This window comes from Thalassococcus arenae (assembly GCF_019104745.1).
Classification (GTDB): Bacteria; Pseudomonadota; Alphaproteobacteria; order Rhodobacterales; family Rhodobacteraceae; genus Thalassococcus_B; species Thalassococcus_B arenae.
The window spans coordinates 702206-718542 of record NZ_JAHRWL010000002.1 but is presented as its reverse complement, the minus strand read 5'-3'; the positions used below and the strand labels follow the sequence as shown (position 1 = coordinate 718542).

The 16337-nt window shown below is 66.4% G+C and carries 18 protein-coding genes; 10 read left to right on the top strand and 8 right to left on the bottom strand.

Features of this window, described 5'->3' with window-relative positions; translation table 11 throughout:
* Positions 1 to 30 precede the first annotated feature (30 nt).
* Complete coding sequence (locus tag KUH32_RS14780; protein WP_217779366.1) at positions 31 to 741, top strand: RlmE family RNA methyltransferase; 711 nt, start codon at positions 31 to 33, stop codon at positions 739 to 741.
* Here the strand turns inward: KUH32_RS14780 and KUH32_RS14775 are convergent.
* Positions 738 to 935, bottom strand: coding sequence for a hypothetical protein (locus tag KUH32_RS14775; RefSeq protein WP_217779365.1), 198 nt, complete (start codon positions 933 to 935; stop codon positions 738 to 740). The genes KUH32_RS14780 and KUH32_RS14775 overlap by 4 nt on opposite strands.
* 162 nt (positions 936 to 1097) lie before the next feature.
* Here KUH32_RS14775 and bcoG point away from each other — a divergent pair, with 162 nt between their 5' ends.
* Genes bcoG through KUH32_RS14750 form a run of 5 tightly spaced genes read left to right on the top strand, consistent with a single transcriptional unit; the run spans position 1098 to position 5761 of the window.
* Complete coding sequence (gene bcoG, locus KUH32_RS14770; protein ID WP_217779364.1) at positions 1098 to 2006, top strand: 3-dehydrocarnitine:acetyl-CoA trimethylamine transferase BcoG; 909 nt, start codon at positions 1098 to 1100, stop codon at positions 2004 to 2006.
* Positions 2003 to 2638, top strand: a complete 636-nt coding sequence (locus KUH32_RS14765; protein ID WP_217779363.1) for an SGNH/GDSL hydrolase family protein — start codon at positions 2003 to 2005, stop codon at positions 2636 to 2638. Before bcoG ends, KUH32_RS14765 begins: the two co-directional genes overlap by 4 nt.
* Positions 2635 to 3090, top strand: a complete 456-nt coding sequence (locus KUH32_RS14760; RefSeq protein ID WP_217779362.1) for a lipocalin/fatty acid-binding family protein — start codon at positions 2635 to 2637, stop codon at positions 3088 to 3090. Before KUH32_RS14765 ends, KUH32_RS14760 begins: the two co-directional genes overlap by 4 nt.
* Positions 3087 to 4496: a carnitine 3-dehydrogenase gene (locus KUH32_RS14755; protein WP_217779361.1), complete on the top strand. Its 1410-nt coding sequence runs from the start codon at positions 3087 to 3089 to the stop codon at positions 4494 to 4496. The genes KUH32_RS14760 and KUH32_RS14755 overlap by 4 nt, the downstream gene beginning before the upstream one ends.
* A complete protein-coding gene (locus KUH32_RS14750; protein ID WP_217779360.1) occupies positions 4493 to 5761 on the top strand; it encodes a glycerate kinase type-2 family protein in 1269 nt (422 codons plus the stop codon). The genes KUH32_RS14755 and KUH32_RS14750 overlap by 4 nt, the downstream gene beginning before the upstream one ends.
* On the opposite strand, the gene KUH32_RS14745 is transcribed toward KUH32_RS14750, so the two are convergent.
* The gene (locus tag KUH32_RS14745) at positions 5755 to 6501 is read right to left on the bottom strand and encodes a hypothetical protein (RefSeq protein WP_217779359.1); all 747 of its coding nucleotides are present in this window, start codon (positions 6499 to 6501) and stop codon (positions 5755 to 5757) included. The two genes, KUH32_RS14750 and KUH32_RS14745, sit on opposite strands and share 7 nt — an antisense overlap.
* Before the next feature lie 111 nt (positions 6502 to 6612).
* On the opposite strand from KUH32_RS14745, the gene KUH32_RS14740 reads away from it, so the two are divergent.
* Positions 6613 to 7488: a glycosyltransferase family protein gene (locus KUH32_RS14740; protein ID WP_217779358.1), complete on the top strand. Its 876-nt coding sequence runs from the start codon at positions 6613 to 6615 to the stop codon at positions 7486 to 7488.
* 82 nt (positions 7489 to 7570) lie between these two features.
* Here KUH32_RS14740 and KUH32_RS14735 read toward each other — a convergent pair whose 3' ends face one another.
* From KUH32_RS14735 to KUH32_RS14720, 4 genes are all read right to left on the bottom strand, one after another.
* Positions 7571 to 8101 (bottom strand): hypothetical protein, encoded by a 531-nt coding sequence (locus KUH32_RS14735; RefSeq protein WP_217779357.1) that lies wholly within the window; start codon positions 8099 to 8101, stop codon positions 7571 to 7573.
* Between the two features lie 212 nt (positions 8102 to 8313).
* Positions 8314 to 8697: a VOC family protein gene (locus KUH32_RS14730; protein ID WP_217779356.1), complete on the bottom strand. Its 384-nt coding sequence runs from the start codon at positions 8695 to 8697 to the stop codon at positions 8314 to 8316.
* A 56-nt stretch (positions 8698 to 8753) separates the two neighbouring features.
* On the bottom strand, positions 8754 to 10127 hold the full coding sequence (locus KUH32_RS14725; protein WP_217779355.1) for a M20/M25/M40 family metallo-hydrolase: 1374 nt from the start codon (positions 10125 to 10127) through the stop codon (positions 8754 to 8756).
* A gap of 59 nt (positions 10128 to 10186) precedes the next feature.
* Positions 10187 to 10519, bottom strand: a complete 333-nt coding sequence (locus tag KUH32_RS14720) for a 5-aminolevulinate synthase (protein ID WP_217779354.1) — start codon at positions 10517 to 10519, stop codon at positions 10187 to 10189.
* Positions 10520 to 10825: 306 nt separating this feature from the next.
* On the opposite strand from KUH32_RS14720, the gene hemA reads away from it, so the two are divergent.
* The 3 genes from hemA (at position 10826) to ispG (ending at position 15077) form a co-directional block, all read left to right on the top strand.
* Positions 10826 to 12055 carry a 5-aminolevulinate synthase gene (gene hemA, locus KUH32_RS14715; RefSeq protein ID WP_217779353.1) on the top strand — a complete coding sequence of 410 codons (1230 nt, stop codon included), beginning with the start codon at positions 10826 to 10828 and terminating at the stop codon, positions 12053 to 12055.
* 126 nt (positions 12056 to 12181) lie between these two features.
* The gene (locus KUH32_RS14710; protein WP_217779352.1) at positions 12182 to 13813 is read left to right on the top strand and encodes a helix-turn-helix domain-containing protein; all 1632 of its coding nucleotides are present in this window, start codon (positions 12182 to 12184) and stop codon (positions 13811 to 13813) included.
* 133 nt (positions 13814 to 13946) lie between these two features.
* Positions 13947 to 15077, top strand: a complete 1131-nt coding sequence (ispG, locus tag KUH32_RS14705; RefSeq protein ID WP_217779351.1) for a flavodoxin-dependent (E)-4-hydroxy-3-methylbut-2-enyl-diphosphate synthase — start codon at positions 13947 to 13949, stop codon at positions 15075 to 15077.
* Between the two features lie 4 nt (positions 15078 to 15081).
* Here ispG and KUH32_RS14700 read toward each other — a convergent pair whose 3' ends face one another.
* The gene (locus KUH32_RS14700) at positions 15082 to 15531 is read right to left on the bottom strand and encodes a hypothetical protein (RefSeq protein ID WP_348541124.1); all 450 of its coding nucleotides are present in this window, start codon (positions 15529 to 15531) and stop codon (positions 15082 to 15084) included.
* Between the two features lie 7 nt (positions 15532 to 15538).
* Complete coding sequence (locus KUH32_RS14695) at positions 15539 to 16315, bottom strand: DsbA family protein (protein ID WP_217779350.1); 777 nt, start codon at positions 16313 to 16315, stop codon at positions 15539 to 15541.
* Positions 16316 to 16337: the final 22 nt, after the last annotated feature.

Genomic DNA, 16337 nt, shown 5'->3' with positions numbered 1-16337 from the left:
GAACCGGAGAAGACAGGAGCGGCGCACGCCATGGCCAAGGGGCCGAAGAACACATCGGGACGCGGGCAGCGCGATCTCAAGGTCAAGGTCAAGACCGCGCGGGGCCGCAAGCTCAGCTCGACGCGCTGGCTGCAACGCCAGTTGAACGATCCCTATGTCAAGCGCGCCCGCGACGAAGGGTATCGTGGGCGCGCGGCCTACAAGATCCTGGAACTGGATGACAAGTACCGGTTCCTGGTGCCCGGCGCCCGGGTGGTGGACCTGGGTTGCGCGCCGGGTGGCTGGTGCCAGGTCGCGGTCAAGCGGGTGAACGCCCTGGGCGAACGTCGCGACAAGGCGCAGGGTCGGGTGCTGGGCATCGACCTGCAGGAGATAGACCACATCCCCGGCGCCGAGATCCATGTGCTGGATTTCCTGGCCGAGGGTGCCGATCAACAGGTCAAGGACTGGCTGGGCGGCAAGGCCGACGTGGTGATGTCGGACATGGCGGCGGCATCGTCCGGGCACAAGCAGACGGATCACATACGCATCATCGCGCTGTGCGAAGCGGCGGCGGAACTGGCCTTCGACGTGCTCGAGCCGGGCGGAACATTCGTGGCCAAGGTGCTGGCCGGCGGGGCCGAGGGCAGCCTTCAGGCATTGCTGAAGCAGCGGTTCGAAAAGGTGGCGAACGTCAAGCCACCGGCCAGCCGGTCGGATTCTTCCGAGAAATTCGTCGTCGCGACCGGTTTTCGCGGCTAGTCGGTCGGGCGCCGGACCAGCGAATCCTGCGCACGGTCGCGCAACTGCCGGATCATCGCGGCGGATAGCACCGGCAAGTCGGGGCCGGGCAGGGCGGCGCTGTCCTGGCACAGCTTCTGGCGGTGCAGATCGAACAGCCGGGCGCGGCGGGCGCGCAAAAGCGCCGGATCGTCGGAATGGGCGGTGCGTGGCATGAGACCCCGAGCGGCAGATGGCGAAGGCAGACAAGCAGGAATCCCTTTGTCGCCGGTAAAGACGGCCATTTTTGCGCGCCGCCGGGGCGATTTCCGGGCCAAGCCCGCTTGCGCCGCGTGCGCCGCTGGCGCAGTCTCCGCCGAAAGGCATGGGGGGACGATATGCCATTGGCCATGAACCGCGAGGTCTTCATCACCTGTGCCGTGACCGGCTCGGGCGGCACCCAGGATCGCAGCCCGCACGTGCCGCGTTCGCCCCAGCAGATCGCCGACAGCGCCATCGCGGCGGCGCGCGCCGGGGCCGCGATCGTGCATTGCCATGTCCGCGACCCCGAAACCGGCGCGCCGTCGCGTGATCTGGGGTATTACCGCGAAGTGACCGACCGCATCCGCTCTGCCGACACCGATGTCGTGCTGAACCTGACCGCCGGGATGGGCGGCGACATCGTGTTCGGCGGGGTCGAGAAACCGCTACCGGTGGCGGGGGGCACCGACATGGTCGGCGCAACCGAACGCGTGGCCCATATCGCCGAGTGCCTGCCCGAGATCTGCACACTGGATTGCGGCACGATGAATTTCGCCGAAGCCGATTACGTCATGACCAACACGCCCGGCATGTTGCGGGCGATGGGCCGGATGATGACCGATCTGGGCGTGAAGCCCGAGATCGAGGCCTTCGACACCGGGCATCTGTGGTTCGCCAAGAAGCTGGTCGAGGAAGGCGTGCTGGACGCGCCCGCCTTGGTGCAGCTGTGCATGGGCGTGCCCTGGGGCGCACCCAACGATCTCAACACCTTCCAGGCGATGGTGAACAACGTGCCGCCCGACTGGACATTCTCGGCCTTTTCGCTGGGCCGCGACCAGATGGCCTATGTCGCCGCCGCGGTGCTGGCGGGCGGGCATGTGCGCGTCGGGCTCGAGGACAACCTGTTTTTGGAAAAGGGCGTGCTGGCCACCAACGCGCAATTGGTCGAACGCGCCGTGGGCATCGTCGAACGGATGGGCGCCCGGGTGCTGGGGCCGCAGGAGGTGCGCGACCGGCTGGGGCTGGTCAAGCGCGCGCCGGCATGAAGACCGTCCTGGTCTACGGCGACAGCAACAGCCACGGCACGCGGCCGATGGCGCAGGCGGGCGTGTCGGTGCGCCACGGCCCGGCCGACCGCTGGCCATCGGTCATGGCCACTGCCCTGGGGCCGGACGTGTCGGTGATCTGCGAAGGGCTGCCGGGTCGGACCACCGTGCATAACGACAGCGTCGAGGGCGGCGCGCGCAACGGCGCCGCGGTGCTGCCGGCGATCCTGCATTCGCACAAGCCCATCGATCTGCTGGTCATCATGCTGGGCACCAATGACCTGAAGGCCCGCTTTTCCGTCACCGCCTGGGAAATCGCCCGTTCGGTCGAAAGGCTGGTCCTGATGTCCCGCGCCGAGGGCGTCAGCGGCGCCGAGATGATCGTCGCTCCTCCGCCGGTCCGCGAGACCGGCACGCTGGTCGATGTCTTTGCCGGGGCCGAAACGCGGCAGACCGGGCTGGCGGATCACATGCGCGCCGTTGCTGCGCAGCTGGGCTGCGCCTTTGTCGATGCGGGCGCCGTGGTGGCGTCATCGGACACCGACGGCGTGCATTGGGAGGCCGGTCAGCATCACCGGTTCGGCGCGCATATGGCGGGCGCAGTGGCCGACGCGCTGGAGGGTCGGGCGTGAGAGCGGCCGTCGCGGCCCTGCTGCTGGCCACGGCCTGCGCCGCGCCGCCGCCGGGCGCGCTGGTGCCCGTCACCGTGCCCTTGCGCAATCCGACGGCGCCCATCGCCTCGCAGGCCGATGCGACGCTGGCGCGTCTGCAAGGTGACTGGGTCGTGGTGCAGGGCGCAGGAATGACATCGGGCACCCGGATCGCCGTTGATGGCGGTGCGCTGCGGATGGCGGAAGTGACCCTGCCGCTGGCCGATTCCGGGCGGGGGCGGCTGACGCTGGGCGACCAGGCGGTCTGGGTGCACTGGATCGACATCGACGACCGCACCGCCGCGCTTGGTGCGCCGGACGGAAGCCGTGTCTGGATCATGGACCGCACCGGGAACCCCGGCGAGCGGCTGCGCGCGGCGCGGGAAATCCTTGACTGGTATGGCTACGATCTGAAGCGGATGGAGGGCCCATGAAACGTGCGGCGATCATCGGGGGCGGCGTGATCGGCGGCGGCTGGGCCGCGCGGTTCTCGCTGATGGGCTGGGAGGTGCGGGTCTTCGATCCCGACCCCGAGGCGGAACGCAAGCTGGGCGCGGTGATGGACAACGCGCGCCGCGCACTGCCGATGCTTTATGAAGCCCGAATGCCCGAACCGGGGCCCGTCACCTTTCACGGCACGATGTCCGACGCGGTCAGCGGCGCGGGCTATATCCAGGAAAGCGTGCCGGAACGGCTGGAGTTGAAACAGAAGGTCTATCAGACGCTGCAAGCGGCCTGCGACCCCGGCGCGGTGCTGGCATCCTCGACCAGCGGTTTCAAGCCGTCGGAATTGCAGGCCATTTCGGCGCGCCCCGAACAGATCCTGGTCGCGCATCCGTTCAACCCGGTCTACCTGTTGCCGCTGGCCGAGGTTGTTCCGAGCCCGAAGACATCGCCGGAAATCATTGAGCGTGCGAAGGAAATCCTGACCGGGATCGGCATGTTCCCGCTGCATGTCCGGGCCGAGATCGACGCCCATATCGCCGATCGTTTTCTCGAGGCGGTGTGGCGCGAAGCACTTTGGCTGGTCAAGGACGGCATCGCCACCACCGAGGAGATCGACGAGGCCATCCGCATGGGGTTCGGCCTGCGTTGGGGGCAGATGGGCCTGTTCGAGACCTACCGCATCGCCGGGGGCGAGGCGGGCATGCGGCATTTCATGGCGCAGTTCGGCCCGTGTCTGAGCTGGCCGTGGACCAAGCTGATGGATGTGCCGGAATTCAACGACGACCTTGTCGACCTGATCGCCGGGCAGTCCGACGCGCAATCCGGTGACCGCACGATCCGCGAGTTGGAACGCGAGCGCGACAACAACCTGGTCGCGATGCTGCGGGCGCTCAAGGGGCAGGGCAAGGCGGCGGGACGGCTGATCGCGGCGCATGACGACAGCCTGCGCCAGCCGCTGGAGGACACCGTGCCGATGGTGACGGTGCGCCGGATCGTTCCGGTGGACTGGACCGATGTGAACGGGCACATGAACGAAGGCCGCTATGGCCAGGTGTTCAGCGACGCCTCGGAAGAGCTGATGACCCATATCGGCGCGGACAAGGCCTATATCGCCGCGGGCCACAGCTATTTCACCGCCGAGACCAACATCAAGTATCACGCCGAAACCCTTGCCGGAGAGGCGATTTTCGTCGAAACCCGCGTGTTGCTGGGGCAGGGCAGGAAACTGCGGTTGGGGCACGCGATGAAGCGCGCCAGCGATGGCGCGCTGCTGGCGTCCTGCGACCAGTTCCTGCTGCATGTCTCGCTGGAGACGCGCAAATCCTGCGACCCGCTCCCCAAGGTGCGCGAGGCCGTCGAACGGCTGGCGCAAAGACACGAGGACGCCGCATGAACGATCCCAGGGCGTTTCTGACCGATCTGTTCGAAACCGCCGTTGCCGCCGCCGATCCGCTCAAGGCGCTCAGGCCGCATCTGCCGGACCGGCCCAAGGGCCGAACGGTCGTCGTGGCGGTGGGCAAGGGCGCGGCGCAACTGGCCGCGGCGTTCGAGGAATTGTGGGGCGCGCCGGTCGAAGGCGTGGTGGTCACGCGCTACGGCTATGCCGCGCCCTGCCGGTATCTGCCGGTGCTCGAGGCCGCGCATCCGGTGCCGGACACGGCGGGCATGGCGGCGACACAGGCGGCATTCGACGCGGTCGCGGGGCTGAGCGAGGACGACCTGGTCGTCGCGCTGATCTGTGGCGGCGGATCGGCCCTGTTGCCGGCGCCGGCCGAAGGTTTGACACTGGAGGACGAACAGGCGCTGAACCGTGCGCTGCTGGCCTCGGGCGCGCCGATCGGAGTGATGAACGCGATCCGCAAGCAGGTCAGCCGGATCAAGGGCGGGCGGCTGGCTGTGGCGGCGCATCCCGCCCGCGTGGTGTCGCTGGTGGTGTCGGACGTGCCGGGCGACGACCCGGCGCAGGTGGCCTCGGGCCCGACCGTGCCGGACGCGAAAGGCGTGGCCGATGCGCTGGCGCTGGTTGCTGCGCACCGGATCGCACTGCCGCAACCGATCCTCGACTATCTGAACGGGTCGCCACCGGAACCGCCCCGCCCCGACCACCCGGTTTTTGCGAGGAATTCTGTCCAAGTCATTGCTTCAGCGCGAATTTCACTTGAATCCGCCGCTGCGCGCGCCGAGGCGTTCGGCATCCCGGCGGTGATCCTGTCGGACGCCATCGAGGGCGAGGCGCGCGATGTGGGCCTTGTCCATGCCGCCATCGCGCGGGAATGCGCGACGCGCTGCCGTCCCTTCGTGCCGCCGGTGGTGATCCTGTCGGGCGGAGAGACGACCGTCACGCTGGGCCCGGAACCGGGCCGCGGCGGGCGCAACACCGCGTTCCTGCTGAGCCTCGCCGCCGCCATCGACGGGCTGGCCGGCATCCACGCGCTGGCCGCCGATACCGACGGGATCGACGGGTCGCAGGACAATGCCGGGGCCTTTGCCGATGGCACCAGCGCGGCGCGCCTGCGCGCGACCGGCACGACCGCGGCCGCCTATCAGGCCAAGGACGACCCCTGGGGCGCGTTCGATGCGATAGGCGACCTGTTCGCGCCTGGACCGACGGGCACGAATGTCAACGATTTCAGAGCGATCCTGGTTGAAGCTCAGTAAACATAGCCAAGCGCCGCCTCTTGTGCGTCGTCGACGGATGCGCGCAGGAAATCCAGGTCGGCATCGCTGAACGCCGTCGGCGTCGCAGGGCGCGGATCGATGGCAGGCAGGAATTTCGCACCCAGCCGTTTGACCACCGGTTTGAGGGGCTGCACCGGTGGTTCGGTGCCGAATCCGGCGCAGAGATCGGCCAGAAACGCATCGGGCGCGGCTTGCACCGCTTCGAGCCGGGCCAAGACCAATGCGCAACCGCGGTTGGCGAACGAAGACAGCGCCGCCAGCTTGGCCCGGCGCAGCGCGAACAGGTTGGCAAAGGGCAAACCGGTCAGTGGATGGCGGTCCTGCTGCAGGGGCCGGCCTTCGCCGCCAAGATCGGCCACCTGCGGAAAATAACGCTTGCGGTCGGCCACCGTGGTCCATTCGGCGCGGAGGAACGCCGGGAAATCCAGTGCCTGCATCGCGGGCGGGCAGTGCCATGGTTTGGCATGCATCGACAGCGCCCAGGCGCGCGCATCGCGCACCACGCAGATCACCGCGAAATCGGCAGGGATCGCCGTCATCTGCGCGAAACCGTGCTTCCAGCCAAGGTCTTCACGCGGGGTCAGTGCGGTGTTGCGGCCGACCAGCCGCTTGACGAAATTGGTGCCCGACGACCGTTCGCCGAAGACCTGAAACCGCGTCACCGGCGGCCCGTCACGCCGGATCAGCCAGCCTTTTTCGCCCAGGGAAACCGCGTTCATGCCACTGCCCGTTATTGTTTGCGCGCAACGATAGCGGCGCCCGCGACAGAAAGCGATTCTCTTGTCGCGGGGGCTGGGATAGTCTGCGGGAAAACAAAACGAGGTGAGCAGATGCAATCGGTGGCCGCCGCGCTGACCATGGTGCGCGACGACGCGTTTTTCCTGAAGGCCTGGCTGAACCATTACGGCCGCATGCTGGGGCGCGAGAACTGCTATATCGTCAACCACGGCCGCGGTGCCGAAGTCGCCGCACTGGCCCGGGGTTGCAACATCATCGGCATTCCCGGCGATCCACACCCGAATTTCGACATGAAGCGCTGGCGCTTGCTGAACAACCTCGTGCAGGGGCTGCGCTGTTACTACGACCATGTCATCGTCGGCGATGTCGACGAACTGGTGGTGATGGACCCCCAGACCGGGCAGACGCTGCTGGATTTCCTGCGCGACGCACCGTTGCGGCGGGTGGTGACGCCGGTGGGACTGGAGGTGATCCACCGTATCGACATCGAGCCCGATACGATCGACGGCGCGATCCTGGGGCCGCGCCGGCATGTCCGGCTGGCACCGCATTATTCCAAACCCTGCCTGATCAGCCACGGCGCAAAGATCGCCCGCGGCGGCCACTTTACCCAATACGACAAGCTTCACGTGCCACCGGGGCTGTACCTGTTCCACCTCAAGTTCTGCGATTTCGCCAATTACGTCGCCACGATGAACCAGCGCAACAAGGTGACCGAAGAGGTCGGCGTCGGCGTACAGCAGGCCGCCATCGGGCGGCACTGGTTCGCCGAGGCACGGGGCGAGGACCGGGCCGTGTTCGAGGCGTTTGCCGATCTCGAGATGCAGGACGGGTTCGACCTGGGCTGGGTGCGCAAACGGATGGAGCGCAGCTGGAAGCCGCGTGGCGAAACGGGTTTCTGGAATTTCGACCGACCCGACTATCCGATGCAGTTCCGGCTGCCCGAGCGGTTCGACGGGGTGATCTGAACGGCCGGCCGGACAGCGGCAGGCAAGACAAAAGCGGCGGACCGGGGGTCGCGCCGCTTTTCGACAGGTCGGTCGTACGGGATCAGCCGCGCGACGAGACGAAGATCGCCTTGTTGAAATCGACGCCCGGCAACGCGTCGCCCAGCGTCTGGGTCGCCGATTGCAGCACGCCGCGGGAATTGCTGTCCAGCATCCGGAAGCCCGCATCCCAAACGCCCGGAGGCGTGTAGATCAGCAGCACCGCGCCAAGCGCTCCGGCCAGGACCGATCCCGAGTTGCCACGCTTGGCGGCGGATTTCGCGAAGAACCGCAGCACGTGGATGCCCAGCATCACCGCCGAGATCATCAGCAGCGCCGCCAGCGCGCCGAAGACCCAGCTGTGCAACCTGGGGTCGAGCGCGCCCTGCGTCAGCGAGATTTCGATCGTGTCGCGATTGTTCGCGACGGTGATGACGATATAGACCCAGGCGAACCCCATCAGCACCGAAAGAACCGGACGGCGCGGCGTGGTGTCCTTGGCAGGCACGAGACCACCACCCGCATACACGGGATCGATGCGCTTGACGCGCTGGCGGAAGTCATCCTGGGTTTGCTTACGGAATGAACGTTTCATGCGGTAAGGTTTACGATGGGATTGCGGCAGGGTTAGGGATCGCTTGGCCAAGTCGTGCCACATTTCCCAAGCATGACGCCACGTTAACCATGATTACCGCCACATTAATGCCGTCAATTTTCATCGAAGGCGCCGCGACCACGATCAAGCGGCTGTCCCGGCGCGAATCATCTTAAGGTTTAAGGCGGCGGCACCTTTGAGCGCCGGTCCGATCAGCCCGGTTTGTGGCAGACCGCCTCGATGTTGTTGCCGTCGGGGTCCAGCACGAAGGCGCCGTAGTAATCCGCGTGGTAATGCGGGCGCAGACCCGGAGGGCCGTTGTCGCGGCCACCGGCCGCGCATGCCGCCTTGTGGAACGCGTCGACTTCGTCGCGCGATGCGGCGGTAAAGGCGACATGGCAGGGCGGTTGCTGCGGCGCGCCTTCGGTCAGCCAGAAGACTGGCCGTTCGCGGCCATACCCGACGACGCGGACGCCGCCGGTATGCGCCATGGGCACCTGCATGAGCAGCCGGGCGCCCAACGGCGCAAAGGCGGCGTCATAAAAGCCGCGGGCCGCTTCGAAATCCGCGACGCTGATCCCGGAATGATCGATCATGCCGTCTCTCCTCGACATCGCTTGGGTCGACCGGGCCGCTTGTCCCTGCCGGATGGTCAGTCAGAAAGCGCGGCAAGGATCCGTGCCCAGCTGCGGATGCCCTTGTGAAAGCTTTCGACGTCGTATTTTTCGTTCGGCGAATGAATCTGGTCGTCGTCCTTGCCCCAGCCGACCAGCATGGCGTCCATGCCCAGATGGGTCTTGAAGTACCCCGCGATGGGGATCGAACCGCCGCATCCGGCAAAGGCCGCGGGCACCCCCCATTCCTCGGCCAGCACGGTGCGGGCGGCTTCGAACGCGGCGTGGCCGGTGTCGATATGCGAGGCGGGCGAGGCACCATGGCCCGTGAAGGACACCTGGCAATCCGGTGGCAGCTGCGCCGTGACCCAGGCGCGGAACGCGTCGCGGATCGCGTGCGGGTCCTGCTGGCCGACCAGGCGGAAACTGACCTTGGCCGAAGCCCTGGACGGCAGCACCGTCTTGAACCCGTCGCCGGTATAGCCACCCCAGATGCCGTTGATCTCGGCGGTGGGGCGCGACCAGAGCATCTCGAGCGCGCTGCGCCCTTGCTCACCGGCCAGTTGCGACAGGCCGACATCGCCCAGGAACGCCGCATGGTCGAAATTCAGCGCCTGCCATTGCGCCGCGATATCATCGGGCAGTTCGGGCACCCCGTCGTAGAAGCCCGGCACCACGCAGCGCCCGGCATCGTCATGCAGCCCGCCCAATATGCGCGTCAGCACCCGGATCGGGTTCATCGCGGCACCGCCATACATGCCCGAATGCAGGTCCTTGTCGGGGCCGGTGATCGTCAGTTCTTCGCCCAGCAGCCCGCGCAGCATGGTGATGACCGCGGGCGCGCGGCTTTCGAACAGCCCGGTGTCGCAGATCAGCGCCAGATCGGCCCGAAGTTCGTCGGCGTTGTCCTTGAGAAACGGCACCAGCGAGGGCGAACCGGATTCCTCTTCGCCCTCGAACAGGAATGTCAGGCGGCAGGGCAGGGTGCCGTGCACCGCCTTCCAGGCGCGGCAGGCCTCGACAAAGGTCATCAGCTGGCCCTTGTCATCGGATGCGCCGCGGGCGCGGATCACGCGGCCCTTGGGCGTGTCCTCGATCGCCGGATCGAACGGGTCGCGGTGCCACAGCGCCAGCGGGTCGACCGGCTGCACGTCGTAATGGCCGTAGAACAGCACATGCGGGCCGTCGCCCGGCACATGGCCCACCACCATCGGATGGCCGGGCGTCGTGCGTTTGGACGCGTCAATGCCGATGCTGGCCAGATCGCGCACCAGCCAATCCGCCGCGCGGTCGCAATCCGCGGCATAGGCCGGGTCGGTCGAGATCGAGGGCAGGCGCAGCAATTCGAACAGGCGGTCAATGGCGGCGGGAAGGTCGGAATCGATACGGGCCAGTACGGCGTCGAGGCGCATGGTCATGTCTCCGGGATGGTCGCGCGGAGCGTAGCAACCCGTCCGGCGCTGTCCAGACCCTAGTGCGTGACGACCAGCAGCCCCAGCAGAACCAGCGTCGCGCCAAAGGTCTGGCGCAGGCCGAAGCCTTCGCCGATCCAGAACGCGTATCCCAGGACAAGCGCGGTTTCTGCGGCGATGATGACCACATAGACCAGCGCCAGGTCGAAGCGCCGCAGCAGGACGATTTCGGCCAGGAATGCGGCGAAGAAGCCTAGCGCGCACAGCCCGACGCCCAGCCAGATCTGCCCGGTCGCCGTGATTTTCATCCCGACCGTGGCGACGGCATAGCCAAGCGCGGTCATCAGAATCAGGCTGAGGATTCCTGGCGTGGGAATGGCAAAAAGCGTCATGGCAAAGCCTTGCAAAAGGAAAAAGCGGTCGGGGCGAAAATTCGCGATCGGAAGGGTCGACTGGAAAATATGCGGGAATTTTACCTGTTTCGGCTCGATCCGGACAGTATGGGAAACCTGCCCCCGAAAAATCGCGCCTTTCGGGTTGACCCAGATCAAGGCTGCGACCGAAGGTCTCCCTAGAAACGGTGGACATGAAACGGCCTGCCCGCTAGCTATTCACGAACTTGAATGCGGGTCTGTGCCGCATCCGGCCGCCGGAACCGGCTCATTCCGACGGCGGCCCACTGATCGAAGGAGGCCCCGGTGGACTACACCGCGAAACTCGACACCGCGCTCAACCGCCTTCACGAGGAAGGCCGTTACCGCACATTCATCGATATCGAGCGCAAGAAGGGCCAGTTCCCGCACGCCACCTGGCGCAAGCCCGACGGCACCGAGGCTCCGATCAGCGTCTGGTGCGGCAACGACTATCTGGGCATGGGCCAGCATCCGGCGGTCCTGAGCGCGATGCACGAGGCCATCGACGCCACCGGCGCGGGTTCGGGCGGAACGCGCAACATTTCGGGGACGACGGTCTATCACAAGCGGCTCGAGGCCGAATTGGCGGATCTGCACGGCAAGGAAGCGGCGCTGCTGTTCACCTCGGCCTATATCGCCAACGACGCGACGCTGTCGACGCTGCCCAAGCTGTTTCCGGGCCTCATCATCTATTCCGACGAACTGAACCACGCATCCATGATCGAAGGCGTGCGCCGCAACGGCGGCGCCAAGCGCATCTTCAAGCATAACGATCTGGCCGATCTGCGCGCCAAGCTCGAGGCCGACGACCCGGCCGCGCCCAAGCTGATCGCCTTCGAATCGATCTATTCGATGGACGGCGATTTCGGCCCGATCGAGGCGATCTGCGACCTGGCCGACGAATTCGGCGCCCTGACCTATATCGACGAGGTTCACGCCGTCGGCATGTACGGCCCGCGCGGGGCGGGGGTGGCCGAACGCGACCGGCTGATGCACCGCATCGACATCATCAACGGCACGCTGGCCAAGGCCTATGGCGTGATGGGCGGCTATATCGCGGCCTCGTACAAGATGTGCGATGCGATCCGGTCCTATGCGCCCGGCTTCATCTTCACCACCTCGCTGCCGCCGGCCGTGGCCGCAGGCGCGGCGGCCTCGGTGGCGTTTCTCAAGACATCCGAGGGACAAAAGCTGCGCGACCTGCACCAGGAACGTGCGGCGATCCTGAAGACCCGGCTGAAAGGCATGGGCCTGCCGCTGATCGACCACGGCAGCCATATCGTGCCGGTGATCGTCGGCGACCCGGTGCACACCAAGAAACTCAGCGACATGCTGCTGGATCGCTATGGCATCTATGTGCAACCGATCAACTTCCCCACGGTGCCCCGCGGGACCGAGCGTCTGCGCTTTACCCCGTCGCCGGTGCACGGCCCGGGCGAGATGGACAAGCTGGTCAAGGCGATGGATGCGCTGTGGTCCCACTGTGCGCTGAATCGCGCCGAACTCAGTGCATGAGCCGGTAAAACCTGTCTTTTCCCCCTGTCTGTGGTACTCTGCCCGCAATAAAAGCCCTGCACGAATCGTTGTAGGTGCGATAGGGGCAGAGCCGAGGCACGTGTTCGGGGTCGAGGGACGGCAGGAATGATCGGGCGTAAATCCGACAAGAAACCCGATGTGGAAGACGCAAAGCTGCGCAGCTTTGACGATTTCGATCTGCGCCTGGGTGACATCATGCGCGGCGAACGCGCCACCATGGGCAAATCGCTGCTGGATGTGCAGCGGGAATTGCGGATCAAGGCCAGCTACATCGCCGCGATCGAAAACTGCGATCCTTCGGCGTTCGACACCCCCGGATTCATCGCCGGTTATGTCCGATCCTACGCCCGGTACCTGGACCTGAACCCGGACGAAGCCTTTGCCCAGTTCTGCGCCGAAAGCGGATTTTCCGTCGCGCATGGCATGTCGCAAAAGGCGTCGACCATCCGCAAGCCTTCCGATCCCGATCAGCCGCCGCGCCCCAAGGCGCGCGATCCCTTTACCGACGGCAAGTTGCCGTTCGCCCCGCAGGCCGACAGCGTGCTGTCGCGGATCGAACCGGGCGCGATCGGATCGACGCTCGTGTTGCTGGGTCTGGTTGCGGGCATCGGCTATGGCGGATGGTTCGTGCTGCAGGAAGTGCAGCGCGTGCAGGTCGCGCCGGTCGAACAGACGCCGATCGTCCTCAGTGATCTGGACCCGCTGAACAGCCCTTCCGAAACCCCCGTCGCAGAGGGAACCGAAGCGCCCGCGGCGGCCGGCGTCTTTACGCCGCCAACAACCGAAGCCTTCGACCGTCTCTACCGGCCGCAGGCGCTGGACGTGCCGGTGCTGGTGGCCCGCGACGCGCCGATCTCGACCCTCGACCCCGAAAGCGTGGGGGTCTTCGCCCGTGCCGGACAGCCGGACGGGTCGGTCTGGAACGGGCGCCACGACGAAGCGCAGCGCCTGGCCGCACAGGACCGCGCCGATCCGGCGCCATCCGTGCTGCAACAACATGCCGGTGTGACACTGGTCGCGGTGCGGCCGGTGTGGATCCGGGTGCGCGACGACAACGGCGCCGTGCTGCGCGAGGGCATCCTGAACGCCGGCGATACCTGGCCGGTACCCGCCACCGCCGCTGCCCCTCGGGTGCAGGTCGGCGAAAGCGGCGCGCTCTACTTCGCCGCGCAAGGCAAGGTTCTGGGGCCGGCCGGTCCGCGCGGTTCGGTCACTGCGAATCTGCCGCTCGATGCGGCCGAACTGGTGGGGCGCTATGCCGAGGCCGAGGCGCCCGAAGGATCGGATCTGTCGCGCGTGCTGGCCGATCTCGGGCACATGCTGAACACCCCCGAACAGACCGTCGTCGCCACCGGCCCGACCGTGCCGCCGAAGGTCTACGAAGACGGCCAGCCTGCGGTCACGATCGTCGCAGTGCGCGAAGCCTGGGTGCGGGTGAAATCCGCCAGCGGCGCGACGGTCCACGAGACCATCATGCAGCCGGGCGAGGTATACACCGTGCCGCAGATGGAACAGGCGCCGACGATCCGCACCGGCGATGCGGGTGCGATCTTTTTCGCCGTGAACGGCCAGACCTACGGGCCCTACGGCAGCAACGGCCAGGTTGCGGACAACCTGGCGCTATCGGTCGATACCGTCACAACGCAGTTCGCCGCGACAGACCCTGCCATCAACGCCACGCTGGCCAAGACCGTCGCCGAACTGGGGGCCGTCGCCGCCCCGGCCGATCAGAACTGACTGCGGCCAAGCGCCGGTTGAACCGGCGCGATCGCGGCGCTACCTCTCGGACGAACCGGACCGACGCCCTGTCTGGCCAGAACTCTGGGCAGGGTGTAAGGTTTTCCTGACACATGGCCTTCCGGAGACGCCGATGAGCCTCAATCACGTCCGCCCCTGGCGCAACATCTACCGCCGCAAGTCGCGCCAGATCATGGTCGGGTCGGTGCCCGTGGGCGGCGATGCGCCGATATCGGTGCAAACGATGACCAACACCGTGACCACCGATGTTCCGGGCACCATCGCGCAGATCCAGGCCGCGGCCGAGGCAGGCGCCGATATCGTCCGCGTGTCGGTTCCGGATGAAGCGTCGTCCAGGGCGCTGCGCGAGATCGTCCGCGAAAGCCCGGTACCGATCGTCGCGGACATCCATTTCCACTACAGGCGCGGGATCGAGGCGGCCGAGGCGGGCGCCGCGTGCCTGCGCATCAATCCCGGCAATATCGGCAACCAGGACCGCGTGCGCGAGGTCATCAAGGCTGCCCGCGACCACAACTGTTCGATCCGGATCGGGGTGAACGCCGGCAGCCTTGAAAAACACCTGTTGGACAAATACGGCGAGCCGTGTCCCGACGCGATGGTGGAAAGCGGGCTGGATCACATCAAGATCCTGCAGGACAACGATTTTCACGAGTTCAAGATCAGTTGCAAGGCATCCGACGTGTTCATGGCCGCCGCCGCCTACCAGGCCCTGGCCGAGGCCACCGACGCACCGATCCACCTGGGCATCACCGAGGCCGGCGGGCTGATGACCGGCACGATCAAGTCGGCAATCGGCCTGGGCAACCTGCTGTGGATGGGCATCGGCGACACGATACGCGTGTCGCTGTCGGCTGATCCGGTCGAAGAGGTCAAGGTCGGCTACGAGATCCTGAAATCGCTGGGCCTGCGCCATCGCGGCGTGAACATCATTTCCTGCCCGTCCTGCGCAAGGCAGGGCTTTGACGTGATCAAGACGGTCGAGGCGCTGGAAAAGCGGCTGGAACACATAAAGACGCCGATGTCGCTGTCGATCATCGGTTGCGTGGTGAACGGCCCGGGCGAGGCGCTGATGACCGATGTGGGCTTTACCGGCGGCGGCAACGGCGCCGGCATGGTCTATCTGGCGGGCAAACAAAGCCACAAACTGTCGAACGACCAGATGATCGACCACATCGTCGAGCAGGTCGAGAAGAAGGCGGCCGAGTTGGAGGCACAGGCATCCGAGGCCCAGGCAGCGGAATAGGCGCCTAGCGCGCGGCCCGAAGATAGCGCTCCAACACGAAATCCGGCATGTGCCCGCGGATCAGCCTGTCGGGCATGACGTAGGACGGCACGGTGTCGAGCGTGAGATCGCCGAGCAAGGCCGCGCCGTCGGGCGTGCCCGCATCGATCACCGTCGCGTGCAGGCCAAGACGCTGCACAACCGCGTCGAGCTCGTCGGCGGCGGTTTCGCAGGTCGGGCAATCCGGACCGATGAACAGGGCGATCGCTGCATCTTCGGGTCCGAAAAGCGCGTCGTATCGCGCCCCGATCCGCCCAAGATCGGCGGCGATTTCTTCGGCATAGGCATCGGTCACGGACGGCGCCGGACCAGCTGGCGCCGTCAGGGCCTGCAAGCGATCGCGCAGGCTGCCACGGTCACCGGTCTCGGCCGCCGCGGCGCTTGCCGCGACCACAAGGACCAGCGCGATGCGCACCACTGGCTCAGCCGCGCTCGCCTGCCACGATCTGGCGCATCCCGTCCAGCGGCACGTAGCCGCGCACCATGCGTTCGCCCATCACGAAGCTGGGCGTGCCATTGATCTGCAACCTCTGTGCCAGCGCGCGGGTCTCGTCGATGCGGCGGGCGACCTCGGGGCTTTCCATCTCGGCCATGATCGCGTTCGCATCCAGACCCATCGTGTCCGCGATGCGCTGCAACGTCGCCTCGTTCGGCGCGCCTTCCAGTGCGATCAGCGCCTCGTGCACCGCCTTGTAGGCGTCCGGCCCGGCGGTGATCAGCGTCGCGATGGCAAAGCGCGACGACACCAGCGATGCGTCGCCCAGGATCGGGAATTCCTTGACGACGAAACGGATATTGCCATCGCTTTCGATCAGTTCGGTCACTTCGGGATGGGCGCGGCGGCAATAGCCACAGCGATAGTCGATGAATTCGACGATGGTGATATCGCCGTCGGGATTGCCGCCGACCCAGGAAAACCCGTCATCGAACAGGGCCGCGGCGTTGTCCTGCACAAGCGACACGTCCGCGGATGCCTGCGCCTCGGCCTCTTGCTGCTCCAGCACCGCGACCGCTTCCATGATGACCTGCGGGTTTTCCAGCAGATAGGCGCGCACCTGGGCTCCGAAAGCCTGTCGCTGTTCGTCTGTCATCGCGTCGAAGTCGATAACCGGCGCGGTTTCCGAGGCCAGCGCCGCGCTGCCCAGAAATCCCGCCAGCGCCAGCGCCAGAAAACCGGTCTTGTTCGTCGTGCCCGTCATCGTTCTTGCCTTTCCCGTTGTT

Coding starts and splice junctions, on each gene's coding strand:
- KUH32_RS14780 (WP_217779366.1), top strand. CDS start 31: ATGGCCAAGGGGCCGAAGAACACATCGGGACGCGGGCAGCGCGATCTC.
- KUH32_RS14775 (WP_217779365.1), bottom strand. CDS start 935: ATGCCACGCACCGCCCATTCCGACGATCCGGCGCTTTTGCGCGCCCGC.
- bcoG (WP_217779364.1), top strand. CDS start 1,098: ATGCCATTGGCCATGAACCGCGAGGTCTTCATCACCTGTGCCGTGACC.
- KUH32_RS14765 (WP_217779363.1), top strand. CDS start 2,003: ATGAAGACCGTCCTGGTCTACGGCGACAGCAACAGCCACGGCACGCGG.
- KUH32_RS14755 (WP_217779361.1), top strand. CDS start 3,087: ATGAAACGTGCGGCGATCATCGGGGGCGGCGTGATCGGCGGCGGCTGG.
- KUH32_RS14750 (WP_217779360.1), top strand. CDS start 4,493: ATGAACGATCCCAGGGCGTTTCTGACCGATCTGTTCGAAACCGCCGTT.
- KUH32_RS14745 (WP_217779359.1), bottom strand. CDS start 6,501: ATGAACGCGGTTTCCCTGGGCGAAAAAGGCTGGCTGATCCGGCGTGAC.
- KUH32_RS14740 (WP_217779358.1), top strand. CDS start 6,613: ATGCAATCGGTGGCCGCCGCGCTGACCATGGTGCGCGACGACGCGTTT.
- KUH32_RS14735 (WP_217779357.1), bottom strand. CDS start 8,101: ATGAAACGTTCATTCCGTAAGCAAACCCAGGATGACTTCCGCCAGCGC.
- KUH32_RS14730 (WP_217779356.1), bottom strand. CDS start 8,697: ATGATCGATCATTCCGGGATCAGCGTCGCGGATTTCGAAGCGGCCCGC.
- KUH32_RS14725 (WP_217779355.1), bottom strand. CDS start 10,127: ATGCGCCTCGACGCCGTACTGGCCCGTATCGATTCCGACCTTCCCGCC.
- KUH32_RS14720 (WP_217779354.1), bottom strand. CDS start 10,519: ATGACGCTTTTTGCCATTCCCACGCCAGGAATCCTCAGCCTGATTCTG.
- KUH32_RS14710 (WP_217779352.1), top strand. CDS start 12,182: ATGATCGGGCGTAAATCCGACAAGAAACCCGATGTGGAAGACGCAAAG.
- ispG (WP_217779351.1), top strand. CDS start 13,947: ATGAGCCTCAATCACGTCCGCCCCTGGCGCAACATCTACCGCCGCAAG.
- KUH32_RS14695 (WP_217779350.1), bottom strand. CDS start 16,315: ATGACGGGCACGACGAACAAGACCGGTTTTCTGGCGCTGGCGCTGGCG.